This window comes from Spirosoma sp., from assembly GCF_048594605.1.
GTDB lineage: Bacteria > Bacteroidota > Bacteroidia > Cytophagales > Spirosomataceae > Spirosoma.
This window is the reverse complement of sequence record NZ_JBMDWV010000164.1, coordinates 1-17,389: the sequence shown is the minus strand read 5'-3', so window position 1 is coordinate 17,389 and position 17,389 is coordinate 1. Positions and strand designations below refer to the sequence as shown.

Here is a 17,389-nt window from a genome sequence, read left to right as displayed (position 1 = left end):
CTTGTTGATCTGCGCGCACTGGACGGGTGTTTTATCTTTTTCCGGAACGCCATCCAGCTCAATAATTCCCCACCCGCTGAAGTTAATATCATCTAATGCCTTGATTACCGCCGGGACATCGACATTCCCCCGGCCAAGTTCAACAAATTTATACGCTTTAGGGTCGTTGGGTTTGTCGGGTAAAGGAGACATGGTGTCTTTCAGGTGGAGCGCATACAGAATGTCTTTGTACTGCTTCACCGCTTTTTCGGGCTGGCCACCTCCCTGTTTGTAATGAGCAATGTCCAGCTCCAGTTTCATGTATTTGGGGTTCATGGCCTGCAAAATCACATCGACTTCTTCGGGTGTTTCGCCCAGCTGGTGCATGTGGTTGTGGTAAGAAGCCTGAATTCCCATATCGGCGGTTTGCTTGCCGATCTCATTCATGACGGTTGCCAGTCGCTTCAACTCTTCAGTTGTGGGAAGCCGGTCTTTTGGGCGGGCCGAGTTGGTTAGCTGAATGGCTGAACCGCCCAGCGCTTTGACAAAACTGGCGTGCGCTACGTGCATATCTATGGTACTCTGCTCCTTAGCGGGGTCAATCTCGACATTGCCGCTCGAAAACATCACCAGCTTCAGATTATGCTGATCGAGCAATGCTTTCAGTTCAGAAGGTTTCGCACGGTAGGGCCCGAACGTATTAGCCCGTAATTGAATACCCCGATAACCAAGAGCAGCCAGATCCGCAATAGCCTGTGCATCGTTGCCTCCCCACGTAATGGAAGAGTAGCCAATGTTCAGACCTGATTTTTTCGATAGGCCGGCTAGTAAGGAGTTCGCTCCAGCGGTGATGGCCAGGGTCGTTAGACCGGCCATTTTGAGAAACTGTCGTCTGTTTGCAGTCTCCTGCATACCATTAAGAGGGCTAGTCAGGTTAAGCAAACCTGATGATGAAACAAAAGAACTGACCAGATAAGGGCAAATTCCGGCGGTTCTACTTATGTGTAGCAGCCTTTCGTTGTCGGTACGTAGCAGTTATCTTTTGGTTGTAATTACGATCAATAAGAAAGCAAAATAAGGATTTGCGCTTTTTTGTATATTTGTTTGTCTTCCAATCCTATCGGGATTAACTAATGACATACGAAGCCTGGTCTCCGCTCTTTCTGGGCATGGTTTTATCAATGCTTTTGGCGAATTCGGTACAATGGTTTATGTATCGGGAACGTATCTACGGCATCTATTCCATATACACCTTAACCTGGGCGGTTTACTTTACGGTCAATTTTTTTGACCAGCCTGCCAATATTGCCAACTTTGAGAAGCTTATCCTCTCGTATTCGGGATATATACTTTATCTGGAGTTAGCCAAAATTTTCCTGAACCTGCGGGAGCGTCCCAAGTTTCTGCGATGGGTAGTTATTGTTCAGGGAATGTTAGTGGCGTACGTCGTCATAAAAACGTACATCTATCTGTTTACTGATTTCTGGCAAACCAAGCTGCACACGATCCTGCTTCAGCCTGTGCGGTTTGCGCTGATGGGCGTAGGGGCGTATATCGTTGTTACGTTCTACCGCTCCAAAGACGTAGTAGCGCGCTTTTTCGTGGCCGGAACAGCATCGTTACTAGTCAATCATGCCATTACTACGCTTCTGCTGTTAAATTCTCCAGAGCTGAGCATCAAACTTCCGTTCTGGGAGCATCCCGATTTGTTCGTACAGACTGGCGTGGTGCTGGATCTGATCTTTTTTGCTTTAGGAATTTCATACCGGCACTGGCGGGAAGCTGTCAATAAAGCGGTGGTAGAAAAAGATCTGGACCGCGAACGGGAACAACGCCATCGCGAATACCTGGAAGCCGATCTGGCCTTGCAGCGTATGCAGCAGGAAAAAACAGATATGCAGATGCGGGCTTTGCAGAGTCAGATTAACCCGCATTTCCTGTTTAATGGACTGAATACCCTATCGTCGTTAATTGATGAAAGTCCAACTCAGGCAGGTGAATTTGTTGATGAGCTTTCCAACGTGTATCGCTATCTGTTGCGTAGTAACGAACATGAACTGACTACCTTAAACGTTGAGCTACGGTTTATCCTTTCTTATTTCCATCTACTCAAAACGCGTTTTGGACGCAACATAGCAATGGATATCGACGTAGACGATGAATATCAGGATGCGCTGTTACCTCCGCTTACGTTGCAGTTGCTGGTAGAAAATGCCGTCAAGCATAACGTAGTGTTGCCCAAGCAGCCCTTAACAATTCGTATCCGGACAACGCAGTACAAACAGCTTATCATTGAAAATACGCTTCAGCGTAAGAAAATAAGCGTCGAGTCGAATGGGGTAGGTTTGTCGAATATTGCCGTCAAATACCGGCTTCTGAATCAGGCGTCCCCCCTTATCGAAGAGCAGGAAGGCTGGTTTCGTGTTACGTTACAACTGATGATGCCGAAACCAAAACCGGTCAAACTGGATTAATTTTATCGATGAGGAGGGTAGTGGTTTCAGTTTCTAAACCCTGAAACCACTACCATCACTAAATCTTACAGAATAACTACGGGAAAATCCACGTTTAAATCATCCGTTCCGGGCGTAGTGGTTCCGTTTTTGGCGTTCGGCTGATGACGTAGCTGCACTTTCAGACTGCCCGTGGCGGCTGGCCCTGCTTTCAACGAAAACGTTAGGCCTATTGGATAAGGGCCTGGGGCCGGATTGGTATCTTTATCTGTAATCGTCATGGTCAAAAGACTGCTTGTCGAAGGCGTGTAAACAAACAGGTGTTCGTTGGCTTTCTCCCGAATTTCTTCAGTAGCATTCAGCGTAGGTGTCTGGGTTTTGTCGTACAACTGAATCGCGCCCGAGTACGTAGCGTTGGCTTTCAGATTCAGTGTTGCTTTGCTGACATCGGGCGTTGTATTCAGGTTTTCAATTGTTGCCGTCACTACGTCCTGTGCATTCGCCGTATTAGTGAGCGATAACGTAGCTGTTGTCAGGGCTTCGTTGTCGTCGGTTGGGGCCACATTTTGTTCTTCGTTAGTACAGGCACCGGCCAGGAAAGAAACGGCCAAAACGATCCACAGGGATTTTCTTACTGATTGCATAACGCAGGTTGTTAAGAGGTGAAACAAAAAATTAACTATGAGTAAGAACAGAGAACGGCAAGCGAACTTTCAGGCTGATGTTGCGCCCCGGCTCGTCGGCGAAATAGCGGAACCGATTCAGATAGTCCCGATACGCTACATTCGCCAGGTTGCTGCCGCTTAAAATGACACTCATCGACTGACCACCGACCGGAGTTGTAAAGCCTAGCTCGGCGCCCAGCAGAAAATAAGCCGGTGGGGGCGAGGCAAAGTCGCCCGTAAAAATGACATTTCCGTTTTCCTGTCGACTCGTTACGTTGGGAGCGCGGTTTTGACGCGCTACGTATAAGCCGCTTACTGAAACATATACATTGGTTAATCGGCCCCATTTTGACCACTCGTAACGTAGTGTATTATCAGAACGATTGGGCGGAATGAAAACCAAGTAATCGCGGTCAGTTTGGTTATAGGCGAACAGCAACGAGTTTTTGGTCGTTAGCGTGAGCTGATCGGTAAATTTGTAGGTTAACGTAGCGTCGATTCCGCGGAAGGTAGCCTGCACCTGTGTGTAGGTGTAAGCTGGAAACGCGCCCCGCTGACGAATGATGGGTACGGAATCTGGCCTGAGATAAATGTAATTGTGAATGAGGTTGTTATACACACCAATTTCTCCGCTCAGCCGTTTTCCTGAGTAAGCCAGCACCAGGTTACCGTTATACGCCTGTTCGGGCTGGAGATTCGGGTTGCCAATTTCGTAAGCGACTGCGCTTTGATGCAGACCGTTGGAGTACAGATCTGCTACGTTCGGAGCGCGCCAGGCAGTGCTGAGGTTTGCTGTCAGCGTCAGATTTGGACGTAACTGATAAGCTGCTCCCAGCGAACCATTGACGTTCTGCCAGTTGTGCGTCGTGTAATACGTCTGTTTGGTCGTTTCATTCAGGAAATAAGCCCGCAACCATCGGTAGTCGTAACGCAGGCCTGCTTCCAGCGTCCAGCGATTAACCGCGTACCGTTCAATGGCGAACAAACCTGCGCCGTAGTTGCGGAAGTTCGGAATCAGAAACAGGTATTGCCGCACATTGCCCTGCGTAATGCCATTGAAACCCGCACTGCCCGACCAGACACCACCTCGTTTATTTTTAACGGCGCTGTGTTCCCACACCAGATCAAGCGTATGCGTAACCAGTTTGAGGTATAATTCTGGATTGAGCGCACCACTAAATGATACGTAGTCGTACTCCCGGCGGGTGTTTTGCTGACGGGCAAATGTAGCCGTCAGCGTACCGCCTTTCTTTGTGCTCAGGTAAGCCCGGGCTTTGAATAAATCGTGCTGAACATCCTGATACGGACGATTGAGCGCATACGAAAAACCGGGCTGTGAGAGTGGCTCCGATCGATTAATAGCCGCATACAAATCGGCCAGGCTTCCAACCTGAGCGCCGGTAAACAGCCCGATTTTTGTATCGAACCGGCTATAAAACACCTCCGCTCCCCACGGTCCATGATCGTAATGAATATCGCCTGAAAAGTTATTTTCGTGATAGCTGGTATTTTCCAGAAAATAATTCGGAGTCTGAACGTAACCCGACCGCTTTATCGTGCCCTGCATACGCCAGCTAAGCCCCGGCAGTGCTTTACCAAAGGCACCTTCCAGCATACCCGAAGCTGTGCCCATGCGCCCGTTCGTAGCGCCTACTACGTTCACTTCTCCCCGAATACCAGGCTGCTCCACCATCGCTTTGGGTTCCACCAAAATTACACCTCCGATCGCATCCGAACCGTAACGAATACTGGCCGCACCTTTAATGACGGTAAGTCGCGATGCCAAAAACTGATCGACCTGTGGGGCGTGTTCCGTTCCCCATTGCTGGTCTTCCTGGCGGATACCGTTATTTAGAATGATGATGCGGTTGCTATATAGCCCATGAATAACCGGCTTGGAAATGCTGGGGCCCGTCTGAATCGAATACAATCCCGACAAGGCTTTTAAGCTTTCGCCCAGCGATTGCCCACGTGTCTGATCGAGCGCTGAACCCGACAAACTGGCCTGGGTTTGCAGCAGTTGCTGCGCTTCAGAGCGGTGCTCAGTGACGGTCACTTCGTTTAACGTAACGTTTTCAGCTAAAAGCGTCGCTGAGGCCGCTGTCGTATCGGAAGTAGGAATACGTACCGTCCGAACAAACGTAGTGTAGCCAATAAACTGATATTCAAGCGTGTATTTACCCGCGCACAAACCCGTTAGGCTGAAATGGCCATTAGCGTCCGCTACTGCACCTTTGGCAATTTCCCGGACATAAACGGTGGCTCCTGGTAGTGGCAACCTGGCCGTCTGCTGGCGATTATCCTGCCCGTAAATAAATCCCGTCAGCGAATCCGTGCACACGACAGCCGTCTGACTCCAAGCCTGACTGTAAAAAAATAGCCCTAAGCAAAAGCTAATACAAAAGCCGAATCGCTCCCACTTTCGTCTCCGGCTCAGTAATCTCTCCTGCATTCTTTCTCTATCCATGCGTATCGTTCACGAAAGTTATTTCGTGCAACGATGTTGCAAAAATAGGGAAATGAACGTAGCGATCGCAAAAAGTCTATCTTTTTTTGCAATAATGTTGCAAGTTTATGACTGTTCCAGTCTCTTATCACTCGTTATCAACGTATCATCGCCAGAACTCTCGACTTACTTAATTGGGCGTTCTAATCAGATTTAACAGACAGTATGACGTAGGAACGTATTGCCTAAAAAACGGTATTCCTTTATTTACCCTCCCGAATCAGGTCAATGGCTTTGTCGAGGAGTTCGTCGCGCTCATCCATAATCCCTTTACGGGTTGGATGCATCTCTACATCGACGCCCACGCCGATACGTTGCGTTTCCCGGCCATCAGGATAATTGACACCAATGCCGCTAATCATGGTTCGTAAACCACCGGGCAGTTCAAACGGAGAAATATTGCCGTCGGCAGCCGCGGTCGTACTGCCCACAACAACCGCGCCGGGTGCCGTTCGGAAGGCCATTGTATGATACTCTGCACTGCTTTGGGTTAGCTCGTTGACCAGAATGATCACTTTCCCTTTGTAGGCATTCGTTACGTTACGTTCGCCAACCTTCAATTCGGGACCCCACGAAAACAGGCCGGGTGTTTCGATATGACCACCCGTAAATTTGACAAAAGGAGTTGGTTGGGTGAGGTATTTTCCAAGCGAAAACACCACAAATTCGGAGGGATAACAGCGTAAATCAATAACCAGCCCTTTTGTATTTTTGAACAGATCCATAATCTGAGGAAGCTTACTGGCTTTGATATTGCCCAGAAACAGATAGCCAATGTCGGGATGAAGAAGTTGGTAGCAACTGTCTTTCGGATAGCTGCTGTAGTCGATCCCTTCGTTGAATTTTGCCTGCCCGGCCTGATACCGCTCGAGAACAATCGATAGGGGTTTTCCGGCGCGGTCAATGTCAAGCGTAGCGGTGCGCGCATGACCCATCAGCAATTCGCGGCACATGTCGCGTAATCGGGTTGGTTCATTTGAGGCTGGGTAGTACGGCGTTCGCTGCCTGACCAGCGTTTCAGTCGGAATACCATCGATCGCTTTCACTACGTCTCCCCGGCGCAATCCCGACTGTTTTCCCAGCGAATCATTGTAAAAACCCGTGACAACAAATTGATTTTCAATATGCCTTAGCTGAACAGGAGCGTAATACGTTCCCTTAAATTTGGTACGAACGATGGGATCGCCCCACAGATTGGCGTGCGTATCGTGAATGCGGCCAATGAGTTCGAGCGCGGCCAGACGATACGTTAACGAGTCATTCGCTACCGCGAATTTCGGAATAAACGCAGGTAGGACTTGATTCCAGTCCTCGCCAATTAGGTGTTTGTACGGAAAAAAATACTGAATGACGTTCCAGAATCGGTAGAGCGACAGGAGCCGGAAGCCTGCATCGGGACTTTTCATACGCCGATACGGATTTTCATGTTCAAAAACCGGATTGCCAACCTGTGGAGCCATGCTTACGTAGTACGATTTGCCGGAACGTTTGGTCAACCGGATGGTGCTGAGTCGACTTTGGAGAGCGGGCGTCAGTAGTTTGGTGTCACTGAGCCAGCTCAAATCAGGTTTGTGAACGCCCTTATCAATATCTTTCTGCGATACTTCGTCCTCTCTGACCGGCCCGAACGTATTGAGCCAGTTGAGCAATGCATCGCTACGTTGCTTTACTGACGTAGCATTGAGCACGGCAGGCATTACCCGAAACAACTCGGCGTCCATATTATGATTGCCCTGAGTTACGGCCGGGTGGTAATATTTTACAAAACCCCAGACCTTGCCCAGCACCGTGAGGTTGTCAATTTGCTCATTCGTCAGTTTACCCAGTTCAATGTCGGATCCTTTATTAAACGTTGTATCTGTTTGAGCCTTCGCCAGTTTTACAATTTTGGCAGGAGCTTTGTTGAAAGGAATTCCATCGACAGAGAGGCTGAAATCATCGAACCAGGCAGTGCCTTTGCCAATGAGCAAACCACCTATATGAATACTGGCGGCCTCGTCGGGCAGGGCTAGTGTGATGGAATATTCGTTCCAGTCGTTCGTTCCTTTGATGCCCCGGCTTTGCATGTTATCGAATCCAATTGCATTCCCCGATTGATCGTCGATCCGCATCCACAGACCAGCGTACGTATCGGCATCGAGGCCGGTATTCTCTGTTTTGACGAACCCTTTCAGTGTCAGTTTCTTGCCGGCAAACGTAGCAGGTATGCGCCAGTCTGCCGCGCTGAATCCCTTGTCGTTAATATAGGCAATACGGAGTGCGTACCGGCCGGTGTGCCGATTCGTTGAATCAAGCGAAAAAAGGTAATTATTGCCAAAGCGAGTCCAGCCTTTGGGGCTATTGTCAAGGCTACGTTGTTCGAAATCAAGGTTTGGCGTTTGGGCGTACAGAAAGGCTGGGAAAAGGCAAATGAGTAGGAGGAACTTCATGGTGAGTAAGGTTCAGGAGAGACGTAGCGAAGGTATGGAACCCCACTTGCGCTACGAAGGAATTAGGAATTTTTAACGTGATTCCTACTCTGTTGATGTCCCAATCAACTCGTTCAAAATCTTCTGGGCGGCTATAGAAATGATGGTTCCTGGCCCAAATACGCCTTTCACGCCCGCGTCGTAGAGAAACTGATAATCCTGAGCCGGAATTACTCCCCCCACAATAACCATAATATCATCGCGACCGATTTTCTTCAGCTCCTCAATGAGTTGCGGCACCAGCGTTTTATGTCCCGCAGCCAGACTCGAAATTCCAACAATATGTACGTCGTTTTCAGCCGCTTGTCTGGCTACTTCAGCGGGCGTCTGAAATAGCGGTCCCATGTCCACATCGAAGCCCAGATCAGCAAAGCTGGTCGCTATAACTTTAGCACCCCGATCATGACCATCCTGCCCCATTTTGGCTACCAGAATGCGCGGACGCCGACCGTCGAGTTCGGCAAATCGATCGCTCAATTCGCGGGCGAGCCGGAAATTCTCATCGTCCGATACTTCCGACGAATAAATGCCCGAAACGGCTCGAATGGTGGCCTTGTGTCGGCCAAAAGCTTTTTCCATAGCGTCGGAGATTTCACCTAACGTAGCGCGGTGCCGAGCTGCTTCAACGGCAAGCGCGAGGAGGTTAGAGGCAGGGGCAAGAGGGTTTATGGCAGAGGGTTGTTTGGCGGCTTCTGTAATCGCCCTCAGGGCCTGCTCAACCTTTTCATTATTACGTTCAGCTTTGATACGTTCCAGTCGCTTAATCTGCGTTTCCCGTACGGCCTGATTATCAATGGCAAGCAACTCGATTTCGGTTTCAGATGCGGGTTTATAGCGATTCACGCCCACAATCACGTCTTTCCCTGCGTCGATACGTGCCTGTTTACGAGCCGCGGCTTCTTCAATGCGCAGTTTGGGTAAACCCGTTTCTATGGCCTTTGTCATACCGCCCAATTTTTCCACTTCTTCGATCAGCGTCCAGGCTTTTTCGGCGAGCTCTTTTGTCAGAAACTCAACGTAGTAGGAGCCGCCCCACGGATCGACGGCGCGTGTTACGTCGGTTTCGTGCTGAAGATAAAGCTGCGTATTCCGGGCGATTCGGGCCGAGAAGTCGGTTGGGAGAGCAATTGCTTCGTCGAGTGAATTAGTATGTAAACTTTGTGTGCCGCCCAGAACAGCCGCTAAGGCTTCAATGGTCGTTCGTGCTACGTTGTTAAACGGGTCCTGCTCGGTTAAACTGTATCCTGAAGTCTGGCAGTGGGTACGTAGCGCCAGCGATTTCGGGTTTTTCGGGTCAAACTGTTTGACAATTTTAGCCCACAGCAACCGACCAGCCCGGAGCTTGGCAATTTCCATAAAATGATTCATGCCAATTCCCCAGAAAAACGACAGTCTGGGCGCAAAATCGTCTATACTCATGCCTGCCCGCAGTCCCGTACGAATATACTCAAGCCCATCTGCCAGCGTATATGCCAGTTCTAGCTGCGCTGGTGCGCCCGCTTCGTGCATATGATAACCGCTGATACTGATGGAGTTAAATTTAGGCATGTGCTGACTCGTATACGCGAAAATATCACCCACGATACGCATGGACGGTTCAGGCGGGTAGATGTACGTATTACGTACCATGAACTCCTTCAGAATATCGTTCTGGATTGTGCCCGACAGCTTTTCGGGAGGTACTCCCTGTTCTTCGGCGGCTACAATGAAAAAGGCCATGATCGGCAACACGGCTCCGTTCATGGTCATTGACACCGACATCTGATCGAGCGGAATCTGGTCAAACAGGATTTTCATGTCCTCAACCGAATCGATGGCTACCCCCGCTTTTCCTACGTCGCCAACAACCCGTGGATGGTCGGAATCATAACCGCGGTGCGTGGCCAGATCGAACGCAACCGATAATCCTTTCTGACCAGCAGCCAGATTACGCCTGTAAAATGCATTCGATTCTTCGGCGGTAGAGAAACCCGCATACTGACGTATCGTCCACGGCTGGCGGACGTACATACTGGCATACGGACCACGTAAAAAGGGAGGAATCCCGGCTGCATAGTCCAGATGATCGGCATTCGCTACGTCGGGTGCCGTAAAGCGTGGCTTAAGCTTTATTCCTTCGGCCGTAGTAAAGGACGTAGCGCGGAGAGTTTGTTGGTCAATATTTTGCCCAGCCGGGTTGGTAGAGTCAGGTTTCATCGATACTGGAATTTACTCAAAATTTTCTGCCAGACGGTGACGTGGAAATAAACTATTTTCGGGTGAAAGCGTCTTTTTCTCGGCGGTTGTTTCATCCGACCGAAATTTCGTTACGCCCACCAGCACTTTTCCGGTGCGAATGGCTTCAAGCCTGGCCTGATACGACTGCTCAATTTCATGCTGTATAAACCCCGACAGCAGGACTTTCCTATATCCACCGTCTTCCTTCACTTTCGTAAACAGGAGCCATGCTGCTTCTGTCAACTGATGCGTCAGATTTTCGACGTAATACGAACCTGCTGCCGGATCGGCTACTTTATCCAGATGGCTTTCGTCTTTCAGCAGGATCGATACGTTCCGGGCAATACGTTCTGCAAAGACATGATCGCCGGACTCCACCGTTGTGTTCAGAATCGTATTATAAGGATGAACCGTTAGTACGTCGCATCCGCCGATAACAGCCGCCATTGCTTCAGTAGTTGCCCTCAGCAGATTTGTGTAGGGCGTAACGGCTGCATCATAGAACGTAGAGGTCTGACAGTGAACAAGCACGGGGCAGGGGGCGGGGGGCAGATCGGGATCATACGCACTCAGAAACCGGTTCAGCAAAACACGTAGTGCGCGAAGTTTCGCGATTTCCAGGAAGTAACTTGTTCCAACAGAAACGGATAAAATTGTTTTCTGAATAAGCTGTTCAGGTGATAATCCGCGCTCTATTAGATCATTGTAGGTATCAGCTAGTGCTGCCATCGTAAACGCTAATTCCTGTGCAGCCGTAGCACCAGCGTTATGAAAAACGTGACTGGTAGTGCATACCGTTCGAAACTGGGGTGAGTCCGCTGTTAATCGGGTAATTTCGGCGATGGCGTCGGTACTATCCATCAGCAAACCCCCTTTAAGCTGGTAAGGCGCAATGTTTTGTAGAGTCTTTATGAACGTAACAGGATCGCCGGTGGAGGCAGCAGCGCGAAAAAAAACAGGAGTTTCGCTGAGCTTGATCCCATTCAGCAATTGCGCTACGTTCGTGTTGGCAGCTGGCAAGTCAAGAACGATGGCGTCGGCTCCTTGCGAGCGTGCTTCTTTGATTTGGACGTTCGTAGACTTTTCGTCGGTGACTTGGTATTCAGGCGCATTGAGCCATCCAGGAACCGTTTTTTGAGCCTTCTGAATGGTGTCAAGCGGCAAATCGCTCAGTTCAGCGGCTGTATAATAGGGTTCGGTTACAATGCCTTCGTCCGTTTGCCACTGGAGACTTTCATAAGTTGATTCATTTTTTAATTCCTTCTGAACCTGAGTCATCCAGGCAGCTTTATTAGCGGAAGGAAACGTATTAGCGAAAAGTGGCTCCATCGGAAAGGTCATAAAAACGCAATAGTAAAAGTAATTCTTTTTCTCTTTTCGGGCTTATCGGCCATTTGCAATCGCTGGCAGGACGACCTCTTTGGATTATTCAAAGGGATTTAGCTAAGGGCTTGATGTTGCCCCGGAATCGCGATATTTTTAGCCTAACGATTCAGAAAGGTAATACGTCCGACTGGTAAAATCGGTCGAAAAAAACGTGACCGGATTTGCTCAGCCGGGTCATAAAATTGCCTACATTTGTCTCCCTTTTTTGCGACCCCAAACCGTAATAAAATGTATCCCTCCCGTGAACGTAACTACTCAGACAGGCATGCAGCGTGAAGTAACGACGGTGTGGAATCGCTGTCTGAACGTTATTCGGGAGATTGTGCCCGAACAAAGTTTCAATACGTGGTTTGAACCGATTGTTCCTCTACGGCTCAATGGGCACGTTCTGACCATTCAGGTTCCGAGCGAATTCTTTTATGAATGGCTTGAGGAGAACTTCGTACACGCGCTGCGGAAAGCGCTCGATACAGCTATCGGACCGCAGGGGCAACTGGAATACTCGATCATTGTCGACAAAGGCAACGCGCAGAATCGCCCCCTGACGGTTAACGTACCAACCACAAAAACACCGCAAACAGCTAAGCCCGACAATGTTAATCCGGATATTCTGAAAAGCCCTTTCCAGCTTAAAGATCTGGATTCCCTGACGCTTGATTCCTACCTGAATCCGAGTTACACGTTCGATAATTATGTAGAAGGCGATTGTAACCGACTGGCGCGGTCGGCTGGGTTTGCGGTGGCGGAGCGGCCGGGCGTTACGTCGTTCAATCCGCTGATGATTTATGGGGGTGTTGGCTTAGGGAAAACGCATCTGGTTCAGGCAATAGGCAACTTCATCAAGAATAAGAATCAGAATAAATTTGTACTGTACGTTACGTCGGAAAAGTTTACAAACCAGTTTCTGAATGCCGTACGGACGGATGGTATCCGCGATTTCACGGCCTTCTATATGCAGGTGGACGTACTGGTAATTGACGATGTGCAGTTTTTGCAGAAGAAAGAAAAAACGCAGGAAATTTTCTTTCACATTTTCAACCATCTGCATCAGTCAGGTAAGCAGATTATTATGACATCCGACCGGGCGCCACGGGCTTTGGACGGGCTGGAAGACCGGCTACTGTCACGGTTCAAATGGGGCTTATCAGCGGATTTACAAACACCTGATCTGGAAACCCGGATTGCGATTATCCAGAAAAAGCTTCAGGCCGAAGGTATTTACATCGACAATAACGTAATTGAATACCTGGCGCATAGCGTCAATACAAACGTTCGTGAACTGGAGGGCGTCATTGTGTCGCTGATTGCGCAGGCATCGCTGAACCGACGGGAAATTGATCTTGAACTGGCTAAGCAAACGCTACGTAACATTGTCGTTGATTCGGATCGTGAAGTCACAATTGATACGGTACAGGAGGCCGTCGCCAACTTTTTTAACGTAACGATTGCCGATCTGAAAGCGAAAAGTCGTAAGCAGGAATTAGTCTATCCGCGTCAGGTGGCGATGTATCTGGCCAAAGAAAAAACCGATCTGTCGCTCAAATCAATTGGGTATCATTTTGGTGGACGTGACCACAGTACGGTGATTCATGCTGTACAAACCATCAGTGATCGTGTGGCCAAGAGCACCGAAACCCGCGATATGGTCGAGAAGCTAAAAGCGCAGTTTAAATAAGGCTCCTGGTTAGTATAGGTTGTAATAACGCGGATAGAAGCCCGCGTTACTACAACTATGAATCAATTGTTTGCCTGGTTGGTTCTGGCTCGTTTTGCCAGTGCATTTATAATCAGATCATCGTCCAGTTTTATTTTTCTAGACGGAAATAATTCGGCTAGTTTGGCGAATAGAATATACAGCCCCGGCACAAGGAATAAACCGAATACAGTACCGATCAACATGCCGCCAGCTGCTGCCGTACCGATAGAGCGATTGCCCAGCGCTCCAGCGCCAGAAGCGATACAAAGCGGAATCAACCCGGCAACAAACGCCAGTGAAGTCATTAAAATAGGCCGTAGCCGCGTCACGGCTCCTTCAATGGCCGCTTTTACGATAGATAAACCTTCCTGCTGCCGTTGGCTGGCAAATTCTACAATAAGAATGGCGTTTTTCCCTAATAAGCCTATCAGCATAACCAGCGCAACCTGCGCGTAAATATTATTCTGTAAGCCGGTTAGTTGCAGGAAAAGAAGTGAGCCAAATATACCTGCCGGAAGAGAAAGCAGAACCGGCAAAGGCAGGAATAGACTTTCGTACTGAGCTGTCAGCAGCAGGTACACAAACACCAGACAGATCAAAAAGATGTAGATGGCCTGATCGCCCGATAGGACTTCCTCCCGCGACATGCCCGACCATTCGAACGAGTAGCCTCTCGGCAGGACTTCTTTGGCCACTTGCTCTACTGTGCGGAGTGCGTCACCACTGCTGTACCCTTTACCGGCTTCGCCGTTGATAAGCGCAGAGGTATACATATTGTAACGAGTCAGCTGCTCAGGACCATAGACACGCTCCAGACGAACAAAATTGGAGTATGGCACCATTTCGCCCTGATTGTTTTTGACATACAGATTTAACACGTCCTCTGGTTTTGACCGATATTCAGGCGCAGCCTGCACAAAAACGCGGTACATCTGTCCGAACCGGATAAAGTTCGTGGCGTATAAACTACCCATCAGTGTCTGTAAAGTATTCATCGCATTTTCGATGGAAACTCCTTTCTGAGCGGCCTTTTCCTGATCGACATGCAGCATGTACTGCGGATAATCCGGGTTGAAACTTGTAAATGCATCGCCGATTTCGGGTCGTTTTTTCAGGGCAGCAATAAACTTGTCGGCTACTTGCTTTGTCTTCTGTAGATCGCCGGAACCCGTCCGATCCAGCATTCGTAATTCGAATCCGCTGGAATTGCCGAAGCCGGGTACGGTGGGGGGCGAAAAATACTGGATACTCGCGTCCTGAATATGCTGTGTTTTTGCTTCCAGGATCGCAATGACGTCATCTACCGATTGCTTTCGGTCTTTCCAGTCTTTCAGGTTAATCATACCCATACCGTAAGATGCGCCCGCCCCATCGGTCATCAGACTAAAACCCGACAACGTCGATACGTTCTCAACCGACTCAATGCCCGCAGCCGCTTGCTGAATCTTATCGAGGGCATCTTCAGTACGTTGCACAGTGGCCCCCGCTGGTGTTGTTACGTTGGCATAGATCATGCCCTGGTCTTCAGTGGGAATAAACCCAGTTGGCAGGATGGAGTTGACTCCCCAGATACCGGCAGAAAAAGCTACCAGCATAACAATCGTAACAACACTACGTGGTGCTATTCGTCTTAAGGTGCGCTGGTAGCGGCCAGTCAGTGCATCAAAAGCGTGGTTGAAGCGATCGAAAAACTTACCGAGCAAGCCCGTTGGTTTAGCGTCGTGGTGAGGACGTAGCAGTAATGCGCAAAGGGCGGGGGTAAGGGTTAGCGCATTAACGCCCGAAATCAGGATGGCTACGGCCAGCGTCAGAGAAAATTGCCGGTAGAATATACCCACCGGTCCCGATAAAAACGCTACGGGTACAAAAACGGCTGACATGACCAACGTAATGGCAATCAGCGCGCTGCTGATTTCTTTCATAGCTACCACTGTTGCCAGACCGGGCGGCAGGTGGTCTTCTTCCATTTTGGCGTGAACCGCTTCAACTACAACGATTCCGTCGTCCACAACAATACCGATTGCCAGCACTAAGGCAAACAGCGTCAGCAGATTGATCGAAAAACCAATCAGACTCATAAAGGCGAACGTACCAATGAGCGCTACCGGAACGACAAGCGCACAAATCAGTGTTGAGCGCCAGTCCTGTAAAAACAGAAATACCACCAGAAAGACAAGCACAAAGGCCTCAATAAGCGTTCGGACTACCTCGTGAATCGACGCATCCAGAAACCGCGACACGTCATAGGCAAAGTTATAGGTCATGCCCGGCGGAAACGATGTCGCTTTGATTTCGGCCATTCGCTTCTTGACATTGTTGATGATATCACGGGCGTTTGAACCGGGCCGTTGCTTAAGCATGATTGACGCACCAGGCCGACCGTCGGTTTTGGACGTAACGCTATAGTCGGCCGAGCCAAATTCGACGTCGGCCACATCTTTCAATCGTAAGATCGACCCATCGTGATTGGCACGCAGAATAAGGTTTTCATACTGTTGCGGCTTATTGAATTTTCCGGTGTATCGCATGACGTACTGAAGCACCTGCGGGTTTTTGTCGGCGCTTTCACCGGCTTTTCCCGGAGCGGCTTCAACATTCTGCTGCTGAATAGCCTGGACAATCTCTTCGGCAGAGATGCTATAGGCTGTCATGCGATCGGGCTTGAGCCAGACGCGCATTGAGTACTCCCGGGCGCCCATAATATCGGCAAAGCCAACTCCGTCGATCCGCTTGAGTTCGGCCAGAATATTGATGTCCGCAAAGTTGTAGATAAACTTCTCATCCATCGTGGAATCGGTACTGACCAGATTCAGATAGAGGAGCATGCTGTTTACTTCCTTTTCGGTGATTACACCAGCTTTGATGACCTCTGCGGGCAATTCGTCCAGCACCGACGTAACGCGGTTCTGAACGTTCATCGCAGCCATATCAGGATCGGTGCCGACTTTAAAAAACACCTGAATTAACGTAGTACCGTCATTACTCGACACCGTGTTCATATAGGTCATGCCCGGTACACCGTTGATAGCCCGTTCCAGCGGAGTGGCTACTGCCTTGGTACAGACTTCGGCGTTGGCACCGATGTACGTAGCGGTTACCGTAACGGAAGGGGGCACAATATCAGGAAACTGCGTAACGGGCAAACTCGTTAACGCCAGTATCCCGAGTAACGTAATGAGTATAGAAATAACCGCCGACAGCAACGGCCGCTTTATAAATAGACTAATCATGGAAATAGTATAATCCGTGTTTTGGAAATCTGAGAAGTCACCCGGCCCGGCTTGTTTCGTCCAAAGAAAGAGTTAGCCAACTGGGTGATTAGCGTGCAGGAAATCAGTGCAAGTCGTGCTAAAACCATGGACATGCCTGTTCGATAATGGATAAGCAGAAACGACCGGATCAACCGATACGTATCGGTTAGCCGGTTCTGAACATCACTTTATGGGCTGTTAGGCTATCTGAGGAGGTGGAGAGATAACGTCTGCTACCAGCGAAAGAATACGGACGAATTTGGCAGGAATAAACTTGGGGACCGTGAAATGAATAACTGGCAGAAGGGGGGCAAAAACGAAAAAATGAGTGAAAACGTAATCCTGTTTAAGCTTGATCAGATTCGATTCTTCGTCGGGTTCGTCGTGCTCAGGAATGGCGTTTTCAATACCAAGGCCCTGCTCCAGAAAGAGCTCCGTAAAACTTTCAATGTCGTTGATCGCCAGGTTTTCCGACTGATTACTAATGAGCTGGAGAGGCCCGTACTGATCCGGTGCATCGATACTAAGGTTGATAACATGCAACCCCATTATGAAGCAAATCAGTCGGTGTAAGAGCGAGCTATGTCTCCGTTTGTTCTTTGTCAGCATCATTGAGTTACGGGCACATAGACAAATATAGCCTGTATTGAGGGAAGCTTCTTTCTCCTTAACGGATTAATGACCAGATCGGTTGTTTCGTTTTATTTATTATTGATATTTTACAAACTATACCTCCTTTGGAGATAGCACTACGTATCTTATTACGTC

10 protein-coding genes are annotated in these 17,389 nt (G+C 49.1%); 2 read left to right on the top strand and 8 right to left on the bottom strand.

The genetic code is table 11. The features are described 5' to 3' along the window. The coding region (locus ACOJS8_RS10365; protein WP_420148470.1) for a sugar phosphate isomerase/epimerase family protein at window positions 1–891 on the bottom strand (891 nt) is incomplete at its 3' end. Between the two features lie 221 nt (window positions 892–1,112). Between ACOJS8_RS10365 and ACOJS8_RS10360 the strand changes: the two genes are divergently transcribed. Continuing rightward, entirely contained in the window at window positions 1,113–2,453 is a 1,341-nt protein-coding gene (locus tag ACOJS8_RS10360) for a sensor histidine kinase (protein ID WP_420148469.1), read from the top strand. Window positions 2,454–2,518: 65 nt separating this feature from the next. Here the strand turns inward: ACOJS8_RS10360 and ACOJS8_RS10355 are convergent, their stop codons facing one another. The 5 genes from ACOJS8_RS10355 to ACOJS8_RS10335 all read right to left on the bottom strand — a co-directional run bounded on the left by ACOJS8_RS10355 (window position 2,519) and on the right by ACOJS8_RS10335 (window position 11,617). After that, window positions 2,519–3,076, bottom strand: a complete 558-nt coding sequence (locus ACOJS8_RS10355) for a hypothetical protein (RefSeq protein WP_420148468.1) — start codon at window positions 3,074–3,076, stop codon at window positions 2,519–2,521. 31 nt (window positions 3,077–3,107) lie between these two features. Beyond that, window positions 3,108–5,564, bottom strand: a complete 2,457-nt coding sequence (locus ACOJS8_RS10350) for a TonB-dependent receptor (protein WP_420148467.1) — start codon at window positions 5,562–5,564, stop codon at window positions 3,108–3,110. 242 nt (window positions 5,565–5,806) lie between these two features. Beyond that, the gene (locus ACOJS8_RS10345; RefSeq protein ID WP_420148466.1) at window positions 5,807–8,032 is read right to left on the bottom strand and encodes a S41 family peptidase; all 2,226 of its coding nucleotides are present in this window, start codon (window positions 8,030–8,032) and stop codon (window positions 5,807–5,809) included. A gap of 84 nt (window positions 8,033–8,116) precedes the next feature. Then, complete coding sequence (gene scpA, locus ACOJS8_RS10340) at window positions 8,117–10,267, bottom strand: methylmalonyl-CoA mutase (RefSeq protein ID WP_420148465.1); 2,151 nt, start codon at window positions 10,265–10,267, stop codon at window positions 8,117–8,119. A 12-nt stretch (window positions 10,268–10,279) separates the two neighbouring features. Then, complete coding sequence (locus ACOJS8_RS10335) at window positions 10,280–11,617, bottom strand: methylmalonyl-CoA mutase family protein (RefSeq protein ID WP_420148464.1); 1,338 nt, start codon at window positions 11,615–11,617, stop codon at window positions 10,280–10,282. A gap of 322 nt (window positions 11,618–11,939) precedes the next feature. On the opposite strand from ACOJS8_RS10335, the gene dnaA reads away from it, so the two are divergent. Further along, a complete protein-coding gene (gene dnaA / locus ACOJS8_RS10330; RefSeq protein WP_420148471.1) occupies window positions 11,940–13,349 on the top strand; it encodes a chromosomal replication initiator protein DnaA in 1,410 nt (469 codons plus the stop codon). A 62-nt stretch (window positions 13,350–13,411) separates the two neighbouring features. Here the strand turns inward: dnaA and ACOJS8_RS10325 are convergent, their stop codons facing one another. Together ACOJS8_RS10325 and ACOJS8_RS10320 are read right to left on the bottom strand one after the other, a co-directional pair. Then, the gene (locus ACOJS8_RS10325; RefSeq protein WP_420148463.1) at window positions 13,412–16,600 is read right to left on the bottom strand and encodes an efflux RND transporter permease subunit; all 3,189 of its coding nucleotides are present in this window, start codon (window positions 16,598–16,600) and stop codon (window positions 13,412–13,414) included. A 219-nt stretch (window positions 16,601–16,819) separates the two neighbouring features. Further along, window positions 16,820–17,170 (bottom strand): hypothetical protein, encoded by a 351-nt coding sequence (locus ACOJS8_RS10320; RefSeq protein WP_420148462.1) that lies wholly within the window; start codon window positions 17,168–17,170, stop codon window positions 16,820–16,822. Window positions 17,171–17,389 lie beyond the last annotated feature (219 nt).